Source organism: Sphingomicrobium aquimarinum (genome assembly GCF_039655735.1).
GTDB lineage: Bacteria > Pseudomonadota > Alphaproteobacteria > Sphingomonadales > Sphingomonadaceae > Sphingomicrobium > Sphingomicrobium aquimarinum.
This window is the reverse complement of sequence record NZ_JBBYXH010000001.1, coordinates 770,767-788,359: the sequence shown is the minus strand read 5'-3', so window position 1 is coordinate 788,359 and position 17,593 is coordinate 770,767. Positions and strand designations below refer to the sequence as shown.

The following is a 17,593-nucleotide window of genomic DNA, read 5'->3' as shown; positions in this document are numbered from 1 at the left end:
AATGGGTGAACTCACCGACAAGATCAAAGGCAATGTCAACGAAGCCGTAGGCGAAGCGAAGCAGGAATCGGGCAATCCCGAGACCCGCGCCAAGGGCCGCGAGCAGGAAGCCAAAGGCAAGGGCCAGCAGTTCAAGGGCGAAGTCGAAGGCAAGCTCGGCAACGACATCTAAACGCCGTCAAACGACGACATCCGGGTTCTAGCCCGGACGTAAAGGGTCGATCCATCGGGTCGGCCCTTTTTCGTGCTCGCTTGCTAGCGCTCAGTAGGAGAACCCGAGGGCAATTTCGACTTTGTTTACCTTCCTTTCGCATAAGGCTTTTGCCGAAGCGATTTGATCCGAAGCGGACCGGATAGCTTGCAGGTCTTGAAACGAAACGGGGTAAATATGGCGTTATCGATTTCGGAGGAAACGATAATGAGCGCCAAAGCCTTGTCCTACGGTCCGAGACTGCCGCAATCGCTCGACGTCGATACCGACGGCAATTTCACCGACGCCACCGACGCGCTGCCGAGCCTGTTCGCCGATCCAGACGGGCGCGGAGCGCGGCGCTGGTCCCAGATGTTCGATAGGGCGCGGTGCGAGCCGATCGACTTCGAGAGCCTGCTTTCGGGCCTTCCGAAAATCTGATCAGCCGCTCTTGCCGCGCACGTCGTCCAGCGTTCTGGCGTTGGTAATCTGCTCGATATCGGTCAGGCAATGGAGGAGCCGGATGCCCGATTTGGATAGCGCTTCTTCCAACGCTGGGGCGAATTGATCGGTCGTCTCAACACGGCGTCCCCAGCCGCCGAAACTTTCCGAGAGTTTCACGAAATCGGGGTTTCCGGGAGCAAGATCGGTCGCGCTGACGCGGTTGGGATAATCTCGCTCCTGGTGCATACGGATGGTGCCGTAGGCGCCGTTGTCGACGAGGATGACGAGAAGATCGACCCCGCGACTGGCGGCGGTGGCGAGTTCCTGTCCGTTCATCAGGAAATCGCCGTCCCCGGCGACGCACACGACAAGTCGGTCGGTAAAGCGCAGCGCGGCGGCAACCGCGGCGGGCAGGCCATAACCCATCGTGCCGCTCGTGGGCGCGAGCTGCGTCGGGGGCGGCCCATGATGCCAGTAACGGTGCCACCAGCCGGAGAAGTTGCCCGCGCCGTTACAGATGATCGTATCTGCGGCCAGCGCCGCGCGCATGTGGGCCACGCACAGGCCGAGATCGAGCGCGACGCCCTCGCGCGGCTTCGCAGTCGACCACTCCAGCCATTCGGCATGGGCGTCCTCACCTGCACCGAAACGCACGAGGTCGGGATCGTCCCACGCGTCGAGGGTCTCGGCGAACTCGGCCATGTCGGCGACGATCGGTAGATCGCACCGATAGACGCGGCTCAATTCGTTGGGATCGGGGTGGACGTGGACGAGAGTCTGGTCGGGGTGGTCGGGGGTCAGCAGCGTATAGCCGTCGGTGGTCGCCTCGCCGAGGCGCGCGCCGACCGCGATGACGAGGTCCGCATCGCGCACGCGCTGCTGGAGTTTGGGGTTAGGACCATAGCCCAACTGTCCCGCATAGACGGCGCATTCGTTGTCGATCGCGTCCTGGCGGCGGAACGCGGCCGCCACGGGAAGGCCGATCCGTTCCGCCCAGCTGGCAAAATGATGCGCCGCACCGGGATTCCAGTCGGCTCCGCCGATGATCGCGATGGGGCTTGCGGCGTCCTTCAGCAGGTCGTGAAGCGCGCCGATCGCACCGGGATCGGGCGCGATGGGGGCGGGAGTGATGGCCGGCCGGTCGAGCGCGTCGACTTCGTCACGGAGCATATCTTCGGGCAATGCGAGCACCACGGGGCCGGGACGACCGGCGGTGGCGACGCGGAAGGCGCGTGCGACATATTCGGGGATGCGCCAGGCATCGTCGATCCGCGCGGCCCACTTGGCGATCGGACCGAAGAAGGCGGCGAAATCGACTTCCTGAAATCCTTCGCGGTCGCGGTCGCCGCGGTCGAGATCGCCGACGAACAGGATCATCGGCGTGGAATCCTGCATCGCCACATGGACGCCTGCGCTGGCATTGGTCGCGCCGGGCCCACGGGTCACGAAGGCGATGCCGGGCCGCCCCGTCATTTTGCCGTCGGCATCGGCCATGTAGGTGACGCCGCCTTCCTGACGGCACACGACCGTATCGATTTCCGGACTGTCGTGGAGTGCGTCGAGAACGGCGAGGAAACTCTCGCCGGGAACGGTGAAGATGCGATCGACGCCCTGGTTCAAGAGCTGGTCGACGAGGATGCGGCCGCCGGTACGTTTGGTCATGCACCTCGCCTTATCGGGCAGCGAGACAAAGAAAAAGGGCGATGACACCTCGCGGTGCCATCGCCCTCGTGATTTGTCGGGAAGCGACCCTTACTCTTCGTCGGCTTCCGCTTCGTCGACGCTGATCGTCGGCGTTTCGACGGTGACTTCTTCGGTGTCGACATCGACGTCGCCGACATCGCTCGAGACGTTGGGAAGCTCGCCGCCTTCGACGTTGACGTCGACTTCGGGCATGTTCCCGCCTTCGACATCGGTGTCGAAGAAACCGGTCGCGTAGGCGATGATGACGAGAACGGCGATGACGGCGACGATGATAAGGATCGTCTTGTTGCCGGAACCTTTGGTCATGGAGGTGAACTCCCTTTCATTGCTATGGCGTAATCAATAGGCCAACCGTGCAAATGTTCCGCCGAAACGATCAACTCATGTGGATCGCCTTGACGACCTGATAGGTTTCGAGCCCTTCCTTGCCGCCTTCCGAGCCGAAACCCGAGTCCTTGACCCCGCCGAACGGCGCGTCCGCGCTCGAGATGGCGAAATTGTTGATTCCGACCATGCCGGCCTCGATCATGTCACCGAGGATATTGGCGCGTTGGAGCTGGTTGGTGAAAGCGAAGGCGGCCAGGCCATAGGGTAGCCGGTTGGCCTGTTCCAGCGCCTCGTCGAGGGTTTTGAAGGGGCGGGCGACGGCGACGGGGCCGAACGGCTCGTCGTTCATGATCCGCGCTTCCAGCGGCACATCGGCGAGCAGCGTCGGCTGGAAAAAATTGGCATTGCCCGTCGGCTCTCCGCCCGCAAGCACCCGCGCGCCCTTGGCTTTCGCGTCCGAGACGAGATCGCCGACCGCGGGCAGACGCCGTTCGTGGGCGAGTGGGCCCATCTGTACACCATCGTCCATCCCGTTTCCGACTTTCACACGGCCGGTGCGTTCGGCGAAGCCCTTGAGAAAGTCCTCGTAGATTCCTTCCTGCACATAGAAACGCGTCGGTGAGACGCAGACCTGTCCGGCATTGCGGAATTTCTGCGGCACGAGCTTGTCGAGCGTCGCCTCGAGATCGACATCATCGAACACGAGCACGGGGGCATGTCCGCCCAGCTCGAGCGTCAGACGCTTGAGGCCGTCTGCGGCAAGAGTCATGAGATGCTTGCCGACGCCCACCGAGCCGGTGAAGCTGACCTTGCGAACGATGTCCGAACCCATGAGGTGGCGGCTGACCATGTCGGGATCGCCGTGGACGAGCTGGAAGACGCCATTGGGCAGACCCGCATGCTCCAGCGCCTTGGCGACCGCGTTGACGCAAGCGGGCGTTTCCTCGGGCGGCTTGGAGATGACGCTGCAGCCTGCCGCGAGCGCCGCGGCGACCTTCTTGGCGAGCAGGTAGATGGGAAAATTCCATGGCGTGAAAGTCGCGACCACGCCCACCGGCTGGCGCTGGACGATCGAGCGCTGGCCGACAGGCCGGACCAATGTGCGGCCATAGTCGCGCTTGGCTTCTTCGGCGTACCATTCGAACATCGAGGCGGCGCCGTGAACCTCGCCAACCGCCTCGGCGAGCGGCTTGCCTTGCTCCTGCGTCATCGATGCGCCGATATGCTTGGCGTTATCCTTCAGGTAGCGTGCGGCCTTGTGCAGGATTGCAGCACGTTTTTCGACCGGCGCGGCGCGCCAGTCAGGGAAGGCGCGCTCGGCGGCGTGGAGCGCGGCGTCGAGGTCGTCCTTCGTCGCCATCGGCACTTCGGCGAGCGTCTCGCCAGTGGCGGGATTGGTGACGGGCATGGCGTCGCGGCCCTCGGAGGATTGCCAGGCGCCATCGATGAAGAGCTTGAGATCGTTCTGATAGGTCATGAGCCGTGACATAGGCGGGTCGTTTCGCGGTTGAAAGGGGGCGCGGGCGCGCTTACGTCTTCAGAAGCAATCAACAGGAATGTCAGGAGCACGCTGTCATGGAAAAAGCCGAACTCGCCGCCAAAATGCAGGAAAACGAGGCCTGGGTCGAAGGCAAGAAGGTCAAGATCGACTATGACGACAAGGGCGTCATCATGCTCGACGGGGTCAACCACCAGGTGACCGAAGAGAATGGCGATGCCGACACGACCATCAAGGTGGCGTGGGACGACTGGCAGGCGATGGCCGACGGTCAGCTCGACGGCATGACGGCCTTCATGACGGGCAAGCTCAAGGTCGAAGGCGATATGTCCAACGCCATGCAACTGCAGGGCGTGCTCGCCAAGCTGCGCGGCTAAGGCCAGCGACCCAAGATTTTGCGCGAAAGGGCGTTGCCGCAATGGAAGCGGTGACGCCCTTTTCCGTTTGGGATAAGGTGCGACCAACTTTGTCAGGAGATCCGCCATGCGCCATGCCGTCGCCCTCGTTCTTCCGCTGTTGCTGCTGGCCGGATGCGAAGATCGTTCGCCAGAGACGCCCGGCGACACGACCGATGAAATGATGACGGCAGAGCCGCGCGGGATGGCGGTGGGCGGCGATGCCGTCGTGGACGAGGAAGCGGTCGCCACGCTGCTCTACAATGAACTGGAAGATGTTCTCGCCAGCCCCGACGGACTGACGCTCCAGATCGGAACGGCCGACCTCGACGATGACGGGACCGACGAGGTGCTGGCCTATGCGATGGGGCCGATGCTGTGCGGCACAGGGGGCTGCGGCCTCTACGTGCTGCGTAGGGCTGGCGACGGATATCGCATCCTCGACGAAATCGGGCCCTCGCAATTGCCGGTGTACGAGCTCGCGCCCGGCGCGGACGGATGGGCCGAATTGGGCGTGACCGTCTACGGTGGAGGAATGGGCGAACAGGTGATGGCGGTGCCGCACGACGCGGCGGGCTATGCCGACAACCCGACGGTGGCGCCCGCGCGTCCCGTGACCACAAGCACCGACACCGTCATCATTGCCGCGCCGGTGATCGACTAGAGCCAGCCCGCCGCGCGCAGGTCGGCGATGCGGCTGCGGGCGATTGGAGCCTCAAGTTCGTCCGTGCCGAGCGTCAGGAAGGCGCGGCGCGCCTCGCGCCTCGCGCCTCGATCCGGTAACCGCGTCGCGCGCGACCCACCAGCTGCGATGCACTTGCAGCGGCGAGATCGTCGCGCACCGCGGACATCATCTTCCGGGGTTCTTCATCTGCTCGCCGGCTCAGCGCTTTCGCGCTGGGCCGGGTGCTCTGGCAGTGGCTTTTCGGCTAACCGTGCCGCTTTGCTTCAGGGCTGCGGCGCGCGGAAGCGGTCGACGATCTGCGAGAGGCCCTTCTTCTGACCCTGCATCAGCAGGCTCTGGCGGAACAGGCGGGCGAGGAGGAACAGCATGAGCGCGGTGAAGCCCAGTAGCAGAAGACCGGCACCGATGAGCTCGATCGTCCCAATCCCGGCACCAAGACGCGCTAGTACCACGAAGGGTGTCAGCGGCGGGACCCAGGTCATCGCCTGGACGATGCCGGTCGCACCGCCGGTGATCATCGCCTGCAGGAGGAAGCTGACCGGCAACAGCAGCACGATCATGATCGGCATGAGATAGCCCTGCGCCTCGTTCATGTCGTCGGAGAGGACACCCACGCCCAAGAACAGCGTCGACAGGGCGATGTAGCCGACGATGTAGAAGAAGAGGATCGTCACCACGGCGCCCACATTGGCGACCGGTTCGATGGCCGTTCCGATGATTTCGGCGATCGCGCCTTGCTGGGTGAGCCCGACGAATACCGCGCATGCGACCCACACGAAGGTCATCGACAGTCCCACAGCCGCCGTCCCTGCGAGCTTTCCGAGCATCAATTGCTGCGGGCGCACGCAGGCGAGCACGCTTTCGATGAGCTTGTTCGACCGCTCCTCGACCGCGCCCTGCACGAGCCAGTTGCCCGACAGAAGGATGCTCATCATCAGCATATAGGCCAGGGCGATGGGGAGGAGCGAGCGGATCGCGGTCACGTCTTCCGCCCCGCCGCCCGGCGGAGGCGTCGAGATGGCGATCTGGGGCGCGCCGGCATCGATCGCGGCGATGTCCGAGGGGGACAGGCCGGCATCGCCGAGCATCCGCGCGCGTTGCTCGGCCTGCGTCGTCCCCTGAAGGAGCGTCATCAGCGAGCGGCGCGGATTTTCGTTCGACCAGAGGCGAACAACCGGCCTTTCCGCATAGTCCGCGTCGACCAGCAGGATGACGTCGGGCGACGGGGCGCCGTCCTCCTGCTCTTCGAAAAATTGCTCGCGCTGCTCCTCGATCTCGGCGGCGCTGGCCGAGGCGAGGGCGGGCGGCGTGTCGATGATCTCATAATCGCGTGCCGGGGGCTCGAATTCGGGTACGGTGTCGTCGCCGAGTGCCTCGATCCGGGCCAAGGCGCCGTCGAGACCGCCGGCTTCCTGGAAGGCAGCGAGGTCGGCGGGACCATATTCGCGGCCATAGTCCGTCCACACGGCGTCGATCCGCTCCTCCAGATCGTGGCGACGGGCGAACCGCGACAGCGACCGCAACTGCGCCAGATCCTCTTCCATCGCGATCGACTGCGTGATCGTTTCGCCTACCTGTCCGGAGTCGCGGTCGATGAGGACGATCCGATCCGGCTCGTCGTCGTCGAGCACGTCGGCGATCAGAGGCCCGACGAAGAGCAGCGCGGGCAGCAGCAGCATCGTGAGCCAGAAGCTCTTCATCTTCAGGATGTGGCGGAATTCGCGCGCGGCGATGAGCAGGATGTTCTTCACTTGACGTTCTCCTCGCCGACGAGGTGGACGAAGACGTCGTGCAGGCTAGCGCGATCGACGTCGAAACGGCGTAGCGGCGTGCCGCTGGCGGTGAGCTCTTCGAGCAGCGCGGCGGCCTTGGTATCGGGCGCGAGCGTGACGACATGCTCGTGCCACCCGTCCGCTCCTGCGCCTTCCGCCTCGACATGGGCGACGCCTGCGAGCGTGGCGGGGTCGAGCTTGCTCGTCAGGCGGATCTTGGTCGGCAGGATCTCGCGCGCCTCGTCCGGGGTGCCCTCGAACTGCTTGGCGCCTTTCTTGAGCACAAGCATGCGGTCGCACAGACGCTCGACATGCTGCATGACGTGGGTGGAAAAGACGACCGCGGCGCCCTTGTCGCGTGCGCGCAGGATTTCATCTTCGAGGAGTTGCTGGTTGACGGGGTCGAGGCCGGAGAAAGGCTCGTCGAGAATGAGGAGGTCGGGGGCGTTCACGATCGAGGTCGCCAACTGAACCTTCTGCGCCATGCCCTTCGACATGTCGGCAATCGCGGACTTCGCGCGATCGCCAAGCCCGAAGCGTTCGAGCAGGGCCATGCCTTCCGCTTTGGCGGCAGCAGGGGTCATCCCCTTCATTCGGCCGAAATAGACGACCGTCTCGATCGCCGTCATCTTTGGATAGAGGCCGCGCTCCTCGGGGAGAAAGCCGATGCGGTTGCCCTGCTCGGGCCCCGGCGGGCCGCCCAGCACCTCGATACGCCCGCCGGTCGGCCGGATGATGTCGAGCACCATCCGCATGCTGGTCGTCTTGCCCGCCCCGTTCCCGCCGAGAAATCCGAAGATCTCGCCGGGCGTCACCTCGAACGATACGTCGTCTACCGCGACGAGATCGCCGAACTTCTTGGTGACATGATCCATCAACAGCAGTGCCATGACTGCAACTCCCCACCCCGTTGTCTTTTCGGTCGCCAAAAAGGCTGCGGCGGCCGGTCGAGTCAAGCGCGGGTTCGACGAACGGCTTGTCAGGCCATGCGTGCGACCGTAGGCCGGTCCGCAATCAGGAAAGGAAAGCTCTCCACCGATGAAACTCATCTACGACAGCGCCGCCGCCGCCCTCGACGGCATCTTGAAGGACGGCATGCTCATCGCCGCCGGGGGCTTTGGCCTGTGCGGCATTCCCGAACGACTGCTCGACGCGATCCGCGACAGCGGCGTGAAGGATCTGACCTTCGCGTCCAACAATGCGGGCATCGACAATGAAGGCATCGGCAAGTTGCTGCGCACGCGGCAGGTCAAGAAGATGATTTCCTCCTATGTCGGCGAGAACAAGGAGTTCGAGCGTCAGTTTCTCGCCAAGGAACTGGAGGTGGAGTTCTGTCCGCAGGGAACGCTTGCCGAACGCATGCGCGCGGGAGGTGCGGGGATCCCGGGCTTCTACACCAAGACGGGCGTCGGCACGGTCGTTGCCGAGGGCAAGGAGGTCAAGGAATTCGGCGGGGAGGATTATATCCTCGAGCACGGTATCTTCGCCGACCTGTCGATCGTGAAGGGCTGGAAGGCGGACGAGGCGGGGAACGTCATGTTCCGCAAGACGGCGCGCAACTTCAACCAGCCTGCCGCGACCTGCGGCAAGATCTGCGTCGTCGAGGTCGAAGAGATCGTGCAGACGGGAAGCCTCGATCCCGACTGCATCCACCTGCCTGCCGTGTTCGTGGACCGGCTGATTTCGGGCGCGCCCTATGACAAGAAGATCGAGTTCGTGACGACGCGCGAACGCGAGGACGCCTAGATGTTTGCGATCGCCATGGCGCTGGGATTCGCCGCGCCCGCCTCCGACATGCAGCAGATGGACGAAGCCAGCATCGTCGCGCCGCACGATGCCGAGGATGTCGCTGCGATCGGGCAACTCATGGAAGACGTCTACGCCGTTATCTCCGGGCCGGCCGGACAGATGCGCGACTGGGATGCGATGCGCGCGATGTTCACCGACGATGCGCGACTATACGCCATCGGCCCGCAAGGTTTGAGGGGAGGAACGCTCGCCGACTATATCGAGACGAGCGGGCCCTTCCTGATCGACAACGGCTTTACCGAGCGCGAGATCGCGCACCGTCTCGAACTCTACGGCAGCCTGGCGCAGGTCTGGTCGTCCTACGAGGGCACTTTCACCATGGACGGCGAGCAACGCTCCATCCGCGGCATCAACAGCTTCCAGCTGATGCAGGATGCGAGCGGCGCCTGGAAAGTCCATTCCATTCTCTGGCAGCAGGCGCGGCCCGACCTGCCGCTGCCCATCGACATGAACGACGAGGGAGGCGACTGATGCCTTGGGATCGCAACCAGATGGCCGCACGGGCGGCCGAAGAACTGATGGACGGCTATTTCGTCAATCTCGGGATCGGCATTCCGACGCTGGTCGCCAATTATATCCCCGAGGGGAAGACGGTGATGCTCCAGTCGGAAAACGGAATGCTCGGGATCGGGCCGTTCCCCACTTCCGACGAGGTCGACGCCGATCTCATCAACGCCGGCAAACAGACGATCAGCCAACTGCCCCAGTCGAGCTATTTCGACAGCGCGACGAGCTTTTCGATGATCCGCGGCGGGCACATCGACCTCACCGTGCTGGGCGCGATGGAGGTCAGCGAAGGCGGTGACATCGCCAACTGGATGATCCCCGGCAAGATGATCAAGGGCATGGGCGGGGCGATGGATCTCGTCGCGGGGGTGAAGAAGATCATCGTCGTGATGGAGCATGTGTCCAAGAACGGCGACCCCAAGTTCAAGCCCGCCTGCGACCTGCCGCTGACGGGCCAGAACGTCGTCGACATGATCATCACCGATCTGGGCGTCTTCCGCCGCAAGGATCATGACAGCAAGTTCGAGCTCATCGAACTGGCACCGGACGTGACGCAAGAGGAAATCGCGGAGAAGACGACGGCGGCGTATGAGGTCGCGCTTTGAGGCTTTGGGCCGGACTTTCGGTTTGCATCGCCTTTGCGCCGGCGGGATGCGGGGGAAGGGCCGACCCCACCGTGATCGACGGGTCGAGCGAGGAACGCTTCGTCGCCTCCGCCGCGGCCGCCCGCGCCGAACTGGCGTTCGAGGACCGGCGCATTTTCGACGAGGCGATGAATTCGGTCGGGCAACGCTCGTTTCGGACGACCGATAAGGAATTGCTGCGCCGTCGCAGCTTTGACGGTATGACCGCGCAGAACGTCGTCGACGACGCCCGCGCGCGAGGGATCGAATAGCCCCGGGTTGGAGAGAAATATGTTCAATCGCCTTATAGCCGTTGTTATTGCCGCCGGTGTTGCATGTCCTTCCACGCTCGCCGCGCAAGATGCCGAAATCGAGATGTGGCGGCTGGATTGCGGAACGCTCCAGATCGACGATCTCGGTGCTTTTTCGGATACCGGCAATTTCGCAGGCGAGAAGCGATTGCTGGCAGATAGCTGCTATCTCATTCGCAATGGTGATCGCTACTTGCTCTGGGATACCGGACTGGACGGTGACTTGGCGGGAAAGCCACGCGATACGAATGGGAGCAAGCTCGACGACCGGATCGTCTCCCAGTTGGACGCCATCAATCTGACCGCCGACGACGTCGATTACGTGGCGATCAGTCACTATCACTACGACCATATCGGCCAATTGGCAGACTTCCCGACCGCTACCCTATTCGAAGGGGCGGACGATTGGACAATTATCAAAGACCGGGCCTCGGTCGAACCTATCTACCGTCCGTGGCTAACGGGCGGCGCGACGCTCGAACTCGTTGCCGGGGACAAGGACATCTTCGGTGACGGCAGGGTCGTCATGCTCGACTTGCCGGGACACACGCCCGGACATCACGGCCTGCTCGTCCGGCTCGGGAGCGGACCAATTCTCCTTTCGGGCGATCAGTATCACTTCAACGAGAATCGCGCTGACCGCGGGGTGCCGACGTTCAACGCCGACCGCGCCGACACGCTGGCGTCGCACGACCGGATCGAAAAATTGGCAGAAAATCTGGGTGCGACGTTGATCATTCAGCACGAATGCGCGGACATTGCCAAGCTTCCTGCCTTTCCGGAGAGTGCCAAATGAAGATCCTTCGCAGCCATGAGCCGGGCGGCCCCGAAACACTGACACTCGATACCATCGACGCCCCCGAACCCGGCGCGGGCGAGGTGCGGGTTGCGGTGAAGGCGGCGGCGATCAACTATCCCGACGTCCTCATCATTCAGGATCTCTACCAGATGAAACCGCCGCGCCCCTTCGCGCCGGGCGGCGAGATCGCGGGCGTGGTGGATGCGCTGGGCGAAGGGGTCGAAGGCGTGTCGGTCGGCGACCGCGTGATCGCGGTACCGGGCTATGGCGGGCTCGCCGAGCAGGTCGTCATCCCCGCGAAGAGCGCCGTGCCGCTGCCCGACAGCCACAGCTTCACCGACGGGGCGGCCATGATGCTTACCTACGCGACCGTCATCCATGCGCTCAAGGATCGCGGACGGCTCGCCGAGGGAGAGCAGATGCTGGTGCTCGGCGGCGCGGGCGGCGTCGGGCTCGCCACGATCGAACTTGGAAAGGCGATGGGGGCACGCGTCGTTGCCGCCGTGTCTAGCGACGAGAAGGCCGAGGCGGCCCGCGAAGCGGGGGCGGACGACTGCATCGTCTATCCGCGCGGTGATCTCGACCGCGATGCGCAAAAGGATCTCGCCCGCCAGTTCAAGGATGCGGCAACCGGCGAGGGGTTCGACGTTGTTCTCGACCCCGTGGGCGGCGCCTATGCCGAGCCCGCGCTGCGCAGTCTTGGCTGGCAGGGACGCTATCTCGTGGTCGGCTTTCCCGCCGGTATCCCCGCGCCGCCGCTCAATCTCACGCTGCTCAAGGAAGCCGAGATATCGGGTGTTTTCTGGGGCGCCTTCGCGATGCGCGACCCCAAGGCCAATGCCGCGCATGTTGCCGAGCTCTTCAAGCTTTGGGACGATGGCAAGATTGCGCCGTCGGTTACCGCCACCTTTCCGCTCGAGCGGGGAAGTGACGCGATCGCGACGCTCGCCAGCCGCGAGGCCATCGGCAAGATCGTGGTGACGATCAACGGAGAGTGATGAATGACCGCGACGATCGCTGGATGTCCCGCCTTCGACTTCGTGCGGCGGGAGGTTGGCCTCCTTCGTCCTTCGATCGGGTTGCTTAGGCAAAGGCGATCCCGCTCCTTCATCGTGCGCACAAGCGAATCGTGACACCGGAGAGCGACAAAGAGGATCTTCCTCTCATGCCGAGCGGCTGCTGGGCGGTACCGCTGGGGATCGTGGCGATTGCGTGGTTGGTCGACGTCGACCGCTCACCGGACGGGGCAATGCCGTGGTGGTCGGCCCTCGTCGGCCTGATCTTCCTTGCGACGGCGATCGAGCAATTGTGGGCCGTGGTTCGGGCCCGGCGGGCCGGACGAACGCACGGAATGTTCGGGGCCATGGTGCTCCTGGCCTGCGCGGTCGCATGGCTCAGCCAGTACATCCTCAGCCGATAGTGCGGGCTCTTCAAGAACGCGCTTGAGGGGAGAGGGGCGGGGCTTTGCCTTGCCCCCACCCACAGAAATCTCCGCAATTTGCGATACGCCGACTGGTCGTCAATTCCGAATGCCTCGCGCCCCTGGCCGCGATGCACGCAAAAAAAGGGCCGGTCCGAAGACCGACCCTTTCTTGTCTTGGCTGCCGTTACCGGCTGCCTCCGGCTTAGCCGCGCTCCGGCTCGGGCGGCGGCGGCGGCGGCGGCGGCGGCGGCGGCGGCGGAGGACATTCCTCGGTCGCCAGGATCACCGTGCCGTCGGGGCAGGTGATCGTTGCCGGCGGCGGCGGCGGGGGAGGCGGCGGCGGGGGCGGCGGCGGCGGCGGCGGAGCACATTCCGGCCCACCGAAGCTGAAGATCAGGCTGCCCAGAATGCTGTGCGAATCCCAGTTTTCGTTGACGCTCGTCAAAACGTCGCTCTGGGCGCCCGGAATAAACGTCGCCAGCTCATCGCCGTCGCGATCGAGCGTGAAATAGCGATACTTCACGCCGACACCGATGGCGTCACTGAGATTGAAGCGAACACCCGCGATACCCTGGACCGCGATGCCGCCGTCCTTGATGCCATACTGTTCGGCCTCGGCATAACCCGCACCGACACCGCCGTACACACCTGCGCGGCTGTCGCTGATGTCGATCAGCGCGTTGATCATGCCCGACCAGATCGTGATGTTCGAGTCGTTCGTGTCGACAATGAAATCGGCGTCGGTCAGAAAGTCCGAGCCAGTGATGTCTGCATCGGCAAGCGCGATGTTGTAGGTGTTGCCGAAGCGCGAAAAGCCTTCGACATCCTCAAGATCGGCGCTCTTGTAGGCACCTTCGGCTTCCAGACGGAAATAGCCGAAATCATAGCCGAAAATGGCGTCGACATCGTAGCCGTTCTCGAAATCGCGGACGACGCCGTCCTGGATCTCGAAATCGCCGTCACCGTCGATGTCTGCGAGGAGGCGAGCTTCCTGATCTTCAGGGAACAGGACCCCGCCTTCGATGCCGAGGTACCAGCCTCGGTCCTGCGCAAGTGCGGGCGACGACAGCATCGTCGCGCCGAGCGCTGCTAGAGCGAATGTTTTCTTCATAGATGAAATACCCTCTTACTGCTGGTTCCATGCCAAAGCTCGATACGAGGATGTCGTTCCACGATTGCCCCCGCTTGTTTGAACTCGTTGCAGAATCGACACAGTTGTTCAAGCCTTTTCGACGCCAATCGCGTTTGTCAGGACCCCGAAAAGCCCTATGTTGTTCATCGTAAACCAAAACAAACTGTTGTAGAGCTTCTCGCATGATCAAAAGCACCGCCTGGATGGCCCTCGCCCTCGTCGCCCTCGCCGCATCGCCCGCCGATGCGCAATCCAAGAAAAGCAAGAAAAGCCGTAGCGAACCCGTTTCCGCTGCACCGGTGGTGCCCGAGGCCAGTCCGCGCTGGTCGGGTTCCGCCGATCATATGCAAGCGGCCGAGCGGCTGATCAAACTTCTCGAGACGGCGGATTTCGAAGGTTATGAGGAAGGCCCGGCGCTCGCGGCGCAGGCGAGCGAGTTGCAGCGCAGGGCAGCGGCGGGCGACGCGACGGCCGCCAAGGGCCTCGCGAGCCTGCTCGACGGTGCGTATCTCGGCTATGTCATGACCCTCCAGGAAGAAGTGCCGTACGTCGAATATGGCGACAGCGCGCAGATTCCGCGGCGTTTCTCGCGCACCGACCACATGACCTTGCTCGAACATGCGCCCTCGCTCGACGTGCTGGTGCGCCAGCAGACGACGATGAACGTTGTTTACGAGGGCCTGCGCCAGCAGGCGCAGGTCTACGGTCGCGGCCTCGAGCCGACGGCGAAGGAAGCGCTCAAGGGGACGCTGATGCGGCTGCGCGCGCTGCCCAAGCGCGATCGCTTCGTGCTCGTCGATATCGCGAGCCAGCAATTGTGGATGTACGAGGGCGGACGTCCCGTCGACAGTATGCGCGTCGTCGTCGGCAAGAACGAGATGGACGGCAACATCGATCTTCGTACGCCGATGATCATGTCGACGATCCACTACGCCACGCACAATCCCTACTGGCACGTGCCCTTCAACCTCGTCCGCAAGTCGGTCGGGCGCAATATCAAGAGTCAGGGCAATGCCTATCTGAAGAGTCGCGGCTACGAGATTGTCGACCGCTGGGCGAACGACGCCGCGATTCTCGATCCGAAGACTATCGACTGGTCGACCGCGCTGACCGTTCCCGATGCGCTGAAGGTACGCCAACTGCCGGGCGGCGCCAATTCGATGGGTGATTTCAAGTTCAATTTCCCCAACTCGACCGGCATCTATCTGCACGACACGCCCTTGAAGGAATATTTCGGGCGCGACGACCGTGCGCTCTCCAACGGTTGCATCCGGCTGCAGGATGCCGAGCGGTTCGCCGAATGGCTCTACAAGGGCCAGGGCATTCCCGACATCAAGGCCGCCGAGACGCATGACACGCTCCCCGAGGGCGTGCCCGTGTTCGTGACCTATCTTACCGCGCAGGCGGTCGACGGGTCGATGAGCTATGCGGCCGATATCTACGGGTTCGACGGCGAACGCGAGCGGGTCGCCGCAATCGACGCCGCCGCGGAAAAGGCCAATGCCGACGAGGCCAAGAATCTCTAGGCCGTTGCGTGGCGGCGCGACGCCGATTATCGCGCCGTTTCGAAGTTTCTTATCGAGGAGGGCCCCATGGCCGACATGAACGATCGCGAAAAGGCGTTCGAGAACAAGTTCGCGCGCGACCAGGAAATGCAGTTCAAGATCACCGCGCGCCGCAACCGGCTGCTCGGTCATTGGGCGGCGGAAAAGATGGGCCTGACCGACGTCGAGGCCGACAATTACGCCAAGGAAGTCGTCCGCGCCGATTTCGAGGAAGCGGGCGACGAGGATGTGATCCGCAAGGTCCTGGGCGACCTCACCAACGCGGACTGCGACGTCAGCGAGGCCGATATCCGTGCCGCGCTCGAGCACAAGGCGGTCGAAGCCCGTCGTCACTTCATCGAGAGCATGGACTGATGCCGATGAGCGCGTCCGCGATCGAGGCGCATATCAAGGCCGCGATCCCCGACGCGCGCGTCGAACTCACCGATCTGGCGGGCGATGATGATCATTGGGCCGCCGTCGTGACCAGTGCCCAATTCGAGGGACTGTCGCGCGTGCGCCAGCATCAGAAAGTCTATGCCGCGTTCGGGGACAAGATGGGCGGGGAGTTGCATGCGCTCCAACTGACCACCAGATGTCCGGCAGACGAGACACAAGACGGAGACGCACGATGAGCGATATCAAGACCCGCATCGACGACCTGGTGAAAGCCAACGACGTCGTCCTTTTCATGAAGGGTTCCAAGCTCTTCCCGCAGTGCGGCTTTTCGAGCCGCGCGATCGCGATCCTCGATCATTGCGAAGCCGAGTTCGAGACGGTCGATGTGCTGCAGGACCAGGAGATCCGCCAGGGCATCAAGGAATATTCGGACTGGCCCACCATCCCCCAACTCTACGTGAAGGGTGAGTTCGTCGGTGGCTCCGACATCATGATGGAGATGGTCGAGAGCGGCGAGCTTCAGAAGCTCATCACCGAGAAGACCGCAGGATAAAGAAAAAAGGACGGTGAAAGGGGACCAGAAACCTCTTTCACCGTCCTTTTAGCTTGGTTTGTGGAACCAATGTGGACGCTAGATACACTGCAGGCCGCGTGCCAATTTTCGCGAACGCCTGAAAACCGCGCTTTTTGTCGAGTGCGATGGACGGCTTCCGATCCGGGCTGTCAAATTCTCCGACAGGTCGGACACGCCGGACAGGCCGGTTGATGGCAGATAGCGCATCCATGCCGCTGACCTTTTGCGATCTCACGCAGAGCTGGTCGGAAACCGGCGGCGGGATTGGCACCTATATCCGCCGAAAGCGTGACCATCTGCTCGCGGAAACCGAGCACCGTCATCTCTTGATCGTGCCGGGAGACGAGGACAAGGTCACGATCGACGGTCGTGCGATCCACTGCACGGTCAGGTCGCCACTTGTCCCCAAGCGCACCAATTATCGCCTGCTTTTGCGCAACAAGGCCGTGCGCGCGGTGCTCGACGAGCATGCGCCCGACCTTATCGAGTGCCAGGACGCCTATAATCTGCCTTGGGCTGCACTACGCTACGCACGCGCGCACCCCGGCGTCGCGACCGTCGGCGGATACTGCACCGACTTTCCGACGGTCTATGTCGGCGAGGCGTTGGAGGGCATGGGCTTCCCGAGACTGGCCGCATGGGGCCGAAAGCGGGCCTACGCCTACTGCGCCAAGCTCTATAAGAAGTTCGACGCCGTTTACGCGATGAGTGTCCATGGAGGTGGGCGGCGGCTCGAGGAGCTTGGCATCGACCCCGTGCATCGGATGCATCGTGGCGTCGACCTTGCCCGGTTCACCCCCGATCGCCGCGACCCGCAACTGCGCAAGAGCCTCGGCGTCGCGCCGAACGCGCCCTTGTTCATTTACGTTGGTCGCCTCGATGCGGAGAAGGGCGCCGACGTGGTGGGCGAAGCATTTCGTCGGCTGCCGAGCGCGCTTGGCGCACACCTGCTGCTACTTGGTCACGGGCCGATGCAGGAGGAGCTTGCGGCCTCTCATCCCAATATTCACGCGCCAGGATATGTCGCCGATCGTGACCTGCTCGCACGATGGCTCGCGAGCGCCGACGTCTATGTTTCGGGCATGGCGTTCGAGACGTTCGGAATCTCGATCATCGAGGCGCAAGCGTGCGGACTGCCGGTGGTGGGCGTCGCGGCGGGTGCGATGATCGATCGCGTGCCGGAGGGCGGTGGGAAACTCGTGGCGGTCGGAGACGCGTCCGCGATGTCGGACGCGATGCAGGCCGTCTGGGCAGGGGCGGGCGTGGACGCTTCGAGGCGCGCCCGAGCGCTCGCGGAACCGTACAGCTGGGACAATGCGATGGCGCGCCTGTTCCGCACGATCTATCCCGCGGCACTCCGCAGCAGCGCGGCGCGGGCGAGGGCCGAGGGCGCGGCGGCCGAGGCTGAGCGCGCCGAGGCGTCGGCCGAGCGCATCGGCCGATAAATTCACTCGCGG

General features: G+C 63.6%; 22 protein-coding genes. 16 read left to right on the top strand and 6 right to left on the bottom strand.

Translation table 11 applies throughout. The features are described from left to right. The first annotated feature begins 1 nt into the window (after position 1). Together WJS89_RS04045 and WJS89_RS04040 are read left to right on the top strand one after the other, a co-directional pair. Entirely contained in the window at positions 2 to 172 is a 171-nt protein-coding gene (locus WJS89_RS04045; RefSeq protein ID WP_346339637.1) for a CsbD family protein, read from the top strand. Positions 173 to 418: 246 nt separating this feature from the next. Next, positions 419 to 631 (top strand): hypothetical protein, encoded by a 213-nt coding sequence (locus WJS89_RS04040; protein WP_346339636.1) that lies wholly within the window; start codon positions 419 to 421, stop codon positions 629 to 631. Here the strand turns inward: WJS89_RS04040 and WJS89_RS04035 are convergent, their stop codons facing one another. The 3 genes from WJS89_RS04035 to WJS89_RS04025 form a co-directional block, all read right to left on the bottom strand. Further along, positions 632 to 2,296, bottom strand: coding sequence for a thiamine pyrophosphate-binding protein (locus tag WJS89_RS04035; RefSeq protein ID WP_346339635.1), 1,665 nt, complete (start codon positions 2,294 to 2,296; stop codon positions 632 to 634). 90 nt (positions 2,297 to 2,386) lie between these two features. Then, positions 2,387 to 2,644, bottom strand: coding sequence for a hypothetical protein (locus WJS89_RS04030; RefSeq protein ID WP_346339634.1), 258 nt, complete (start codon positions 2,642 to 2,644; stop codon positions 2,387 to 2,389). 70 nt (positions 2,645 to 2,714) lie between these two features. Then, positions 2,715 to 4,142, bottom strand: a complete 1,428-nt coding sequence (locus WJS89_RS04025) for an NAD-dependent succinate-semialdehyde dehydrogenase (protein ID WP_346339633.1) — start codon at positions 4,140 to 4,142, stop codon at positions 2,715 to 2,717. Positions 4,143 to 4,240: 98 nt separating this feature from the next. Here WJS89_RS04025 and WJS89_RS04020 point away from each other — a divergent pair, with 98 nt between their 5' ends. Both WJS89_RS04020 and WJS89_RS04015 read left to right on the top strand, forming a co-directional pair. Further along, complete coding sequence (locus tag WJS89_RS04020) at positions 4,241 to 4,540, top strand: SCP2 sterol-binding domain-containing protein (protein ID WP_346339632.1); 300 nt, start codon at positions 4,241 to 4,243, stop codon at positions 4,538 to 4,540. Between the two features lie 106 nt (positions 4,541 to 4,646). After that, positions 4,647 to 5,222 carry a hypothetical protein gene (locus tag WJS89_RS04015; RefSeq protein ID WP_346339631.1) on the top strand — a complete coding sequence of 192 codons (576 nt, stop codon included), beginning with the start codon at positions 4,647 to 4,649 and terminating at the stop codon, positions 5,220 to 5,222. Between the two features lie 284 nt (positions 5,223 to 5,506). Here the strand turns inward: WJS89_RS04015 and WJS89_RS04010 are convergent, their stop codons facing one another. Together WJS89_RS04010 and WJS89_RS04005 are read right to left on the bottom strand one after the other, a co-directional pair. Next, positions 5,507 to 6,994, bottom strand: coding sequence for an ABC transporter permease (locus WJS89_RS04010; protein WP_346339630.1), 1,488 nt, complete (start codon positions 6,992 to 6,994; stop codon positions 5,507 to 5,509). Continuing rightward, positions 6,991 to 7,905, bottom strand: a complete 915-nt coding sequence (locus WJS89_RS04005) for an ABC transporter ATP-binding protein (RefSeq protein WP_346339629.1) — start codon at positions 7,903 to 7,905, stop codon at positions 6,991 to 6,993. Before WJS89_RS04005 ends, WJS89_RS04010 begins: the two co-directional genes overlap by 4 nt. A gap of 148 nt (positions 7,906 to 8,053) precedes the next feature. Between WJS89_RS04005 and WJS89_RS04000 the strand changes: the two genes are divergently transcribed. From WJS89_RS04000 to WJS89_RS03970, 7 genes are all read left to right on the top strand, one after another. After that, positions 8,054 to 8,761 carry a CoA transferase subunit A gene (locus WJS89_RS04000; protein ID WP_346339628.1) on the top strand — a complete coding sequence of 236 codons (708 nt, stop codon included), beginning with the start codon at positions 8,054 to 8,056 and terminating at the stop codon, positions 8,759 to 8,761. Beyond that, positions 8,762 to 9,295, top strand: coding sequence for a Cif family virulence factor (locus WJS89_RS03995; protein WP_346339627.1), 534 nt, complete (start codon positions 8,762 to 8,764; stop codon positions 9,293 to 9,295). After that, complete coding sequence (locus WJS89_RS03990; RefSeq protein WP_346339626.1) at positions 9,295 to 9,936, top strand: 3-oxoacid CoA-transferase subunit B; 642 nt, start codon at positions 9,295 to 9,297, stop codon at positions 9,934 to 9,936. The genes WJS89_RS03995 and WJS89_RS03990 overlap by 1 nt, the downstream gene beginning before the upstream one ends. A 71-nt stretch (positions 9,937 to 10,007) precedes the next feature. Further along, the gene (locus tag WJS89_RS03985) at positions 10,008 to 10,226 is read left to right on the top strand and encodes a hypothetical protein (protein WP_346339625.1); all 219 of its coding nucleotides are present in this window, start codon (positions 10,008 to 10,010) and stop codon (positions 10,224 to 10,226) included. Between the two features lie 19 nt (positions 10,227 to 10,245). Then, positions 10,246 to 11,061: an N-acyl homoserine lactonase family protein gene (locus WJS89_RS03980; RefSeq protein ID WP_346339624.1), complete on the top strand. Its 816-nt coding sequence runs from the start codon at positions 10,246 to 10,248 to the stop codon at positions 11,059 to 11,061. Continuing rightward, positions 11,058 to 12,062 (top strand): NADPH:quinone oxidoreductase family protein, encoded by a 1,005-nt coding sequence (locus tag WJS89_RS03975; protein WP_346339623.1) that lies wholly within the window; start codon positions 11,058 to 11,060, stop codon positions 12,060 to 12,062. Before WJS89_RS03980 ends, WJS89_RS03975 begins: the two co-directional genes overlap by 4 nt. Positions 12,063 to 12,229: 167 nt before the next feature. Next, positions 12,230 to 12,484, top strand: a complete 255-nt coding sequence (locus WJS89_RS03970; protein WP_346339622.1) for a hypothetical protein — start codon at positions 12,230 to 12,232, stop codon at positions 12,482 to 12,484. A 205-nt stretch (positions 12,485 to 12,689) separates the two neighbouring features. Here WJS89_RS03970 and WJS89_RS03965 read toward each other — a convergent pair whose 3' ends face one another. Continuing rightward, on the bottom strand, positions 12,690 to 13,598 hold the full coding sequence (locus WJS89_RS03965) for an outer membrane protein (protein WP_346339621.1): 909 nt from the start codon (positions 13,596 to 13,598) through the stop codon (positions 12,690 to 12,692). Between the two features lie 203 nt (positions 13,599 to 13,801). Here WJS89_RS03965 and WJS89_RS03960 point away from each other — a divergent pair, with 203 nt between their 5' ends. From WJS89_RS03960 to WJS89_RS03940, 5 genes are all read left to right on the top strand, one after another. After that, positions 13,802 to 15,145: a L,D-transpeptidase family protein gene (locus WJS89_RS03960; protein ID WP_346339620.1), complete on the top strand. Its 1,344-nt coding sequence runs from the start codon at positions 13,802 to 13,804 to the stop codon at positions 15,143 to 15,145. A 66-nt stretch (positions 15,146 to 15,211) separates the two neighbouring features. Continuing rightward, positions 15,212 to 15,538 (top strand): DUF1476 domain-containing protein, encoded by a 327-nt coding sequence (locus tag WJS89_RS03955; RefSeq protein WP_346339619.1) that lies wholly within the window; start codon positions 15,212 to 15,214, stop codon positions 15,536 to 15,538. Further along, a complete protein-coding gene (locus tag WJS89_RS03950) occupies positions 15,538 to 15,798 on the top strand; it encodes a BolA/IbaG family iron-sulfur metabolism protein (protein WP_346339618.1) in 261 nt (86 codons plus the stop codon). Before WJS89_RS03955 ends, WJS89_RS03950 begins: the two co-directional genes overlap by 1 nt. Beyond that, positions 15,795 to 16,115 carry a Grx4 family monothiol glutaredoxin gene (gene grxD / locus WJS89_RS03945; RefSeq protein WP_346339617.1) on the top strand — a complete coding sequence of 107 codons (321 nt, stop codon included), beginning with the start codon at positions 15,795 to 15,797 and terminating at the stop codon, positions 16,113 to 16,115. Before WJS89_RS03950 ends, grxD begins: the two co-directional genes overlap by 4 nt. Before the next feature lie 212 nt (positions 16,116 to 16,327). Beyond that, entirely contained in the window at positions 16,328 to 17,581 is a 1,254-nt protein-coding gene (locus WJS89_RS03940) for a glycosyltransferase (protein ID WP_346339616.1), read from the top strand. The last annotated feature ends 12 nt before the right edge of the window (positions 17,582 to 17,593 follow it).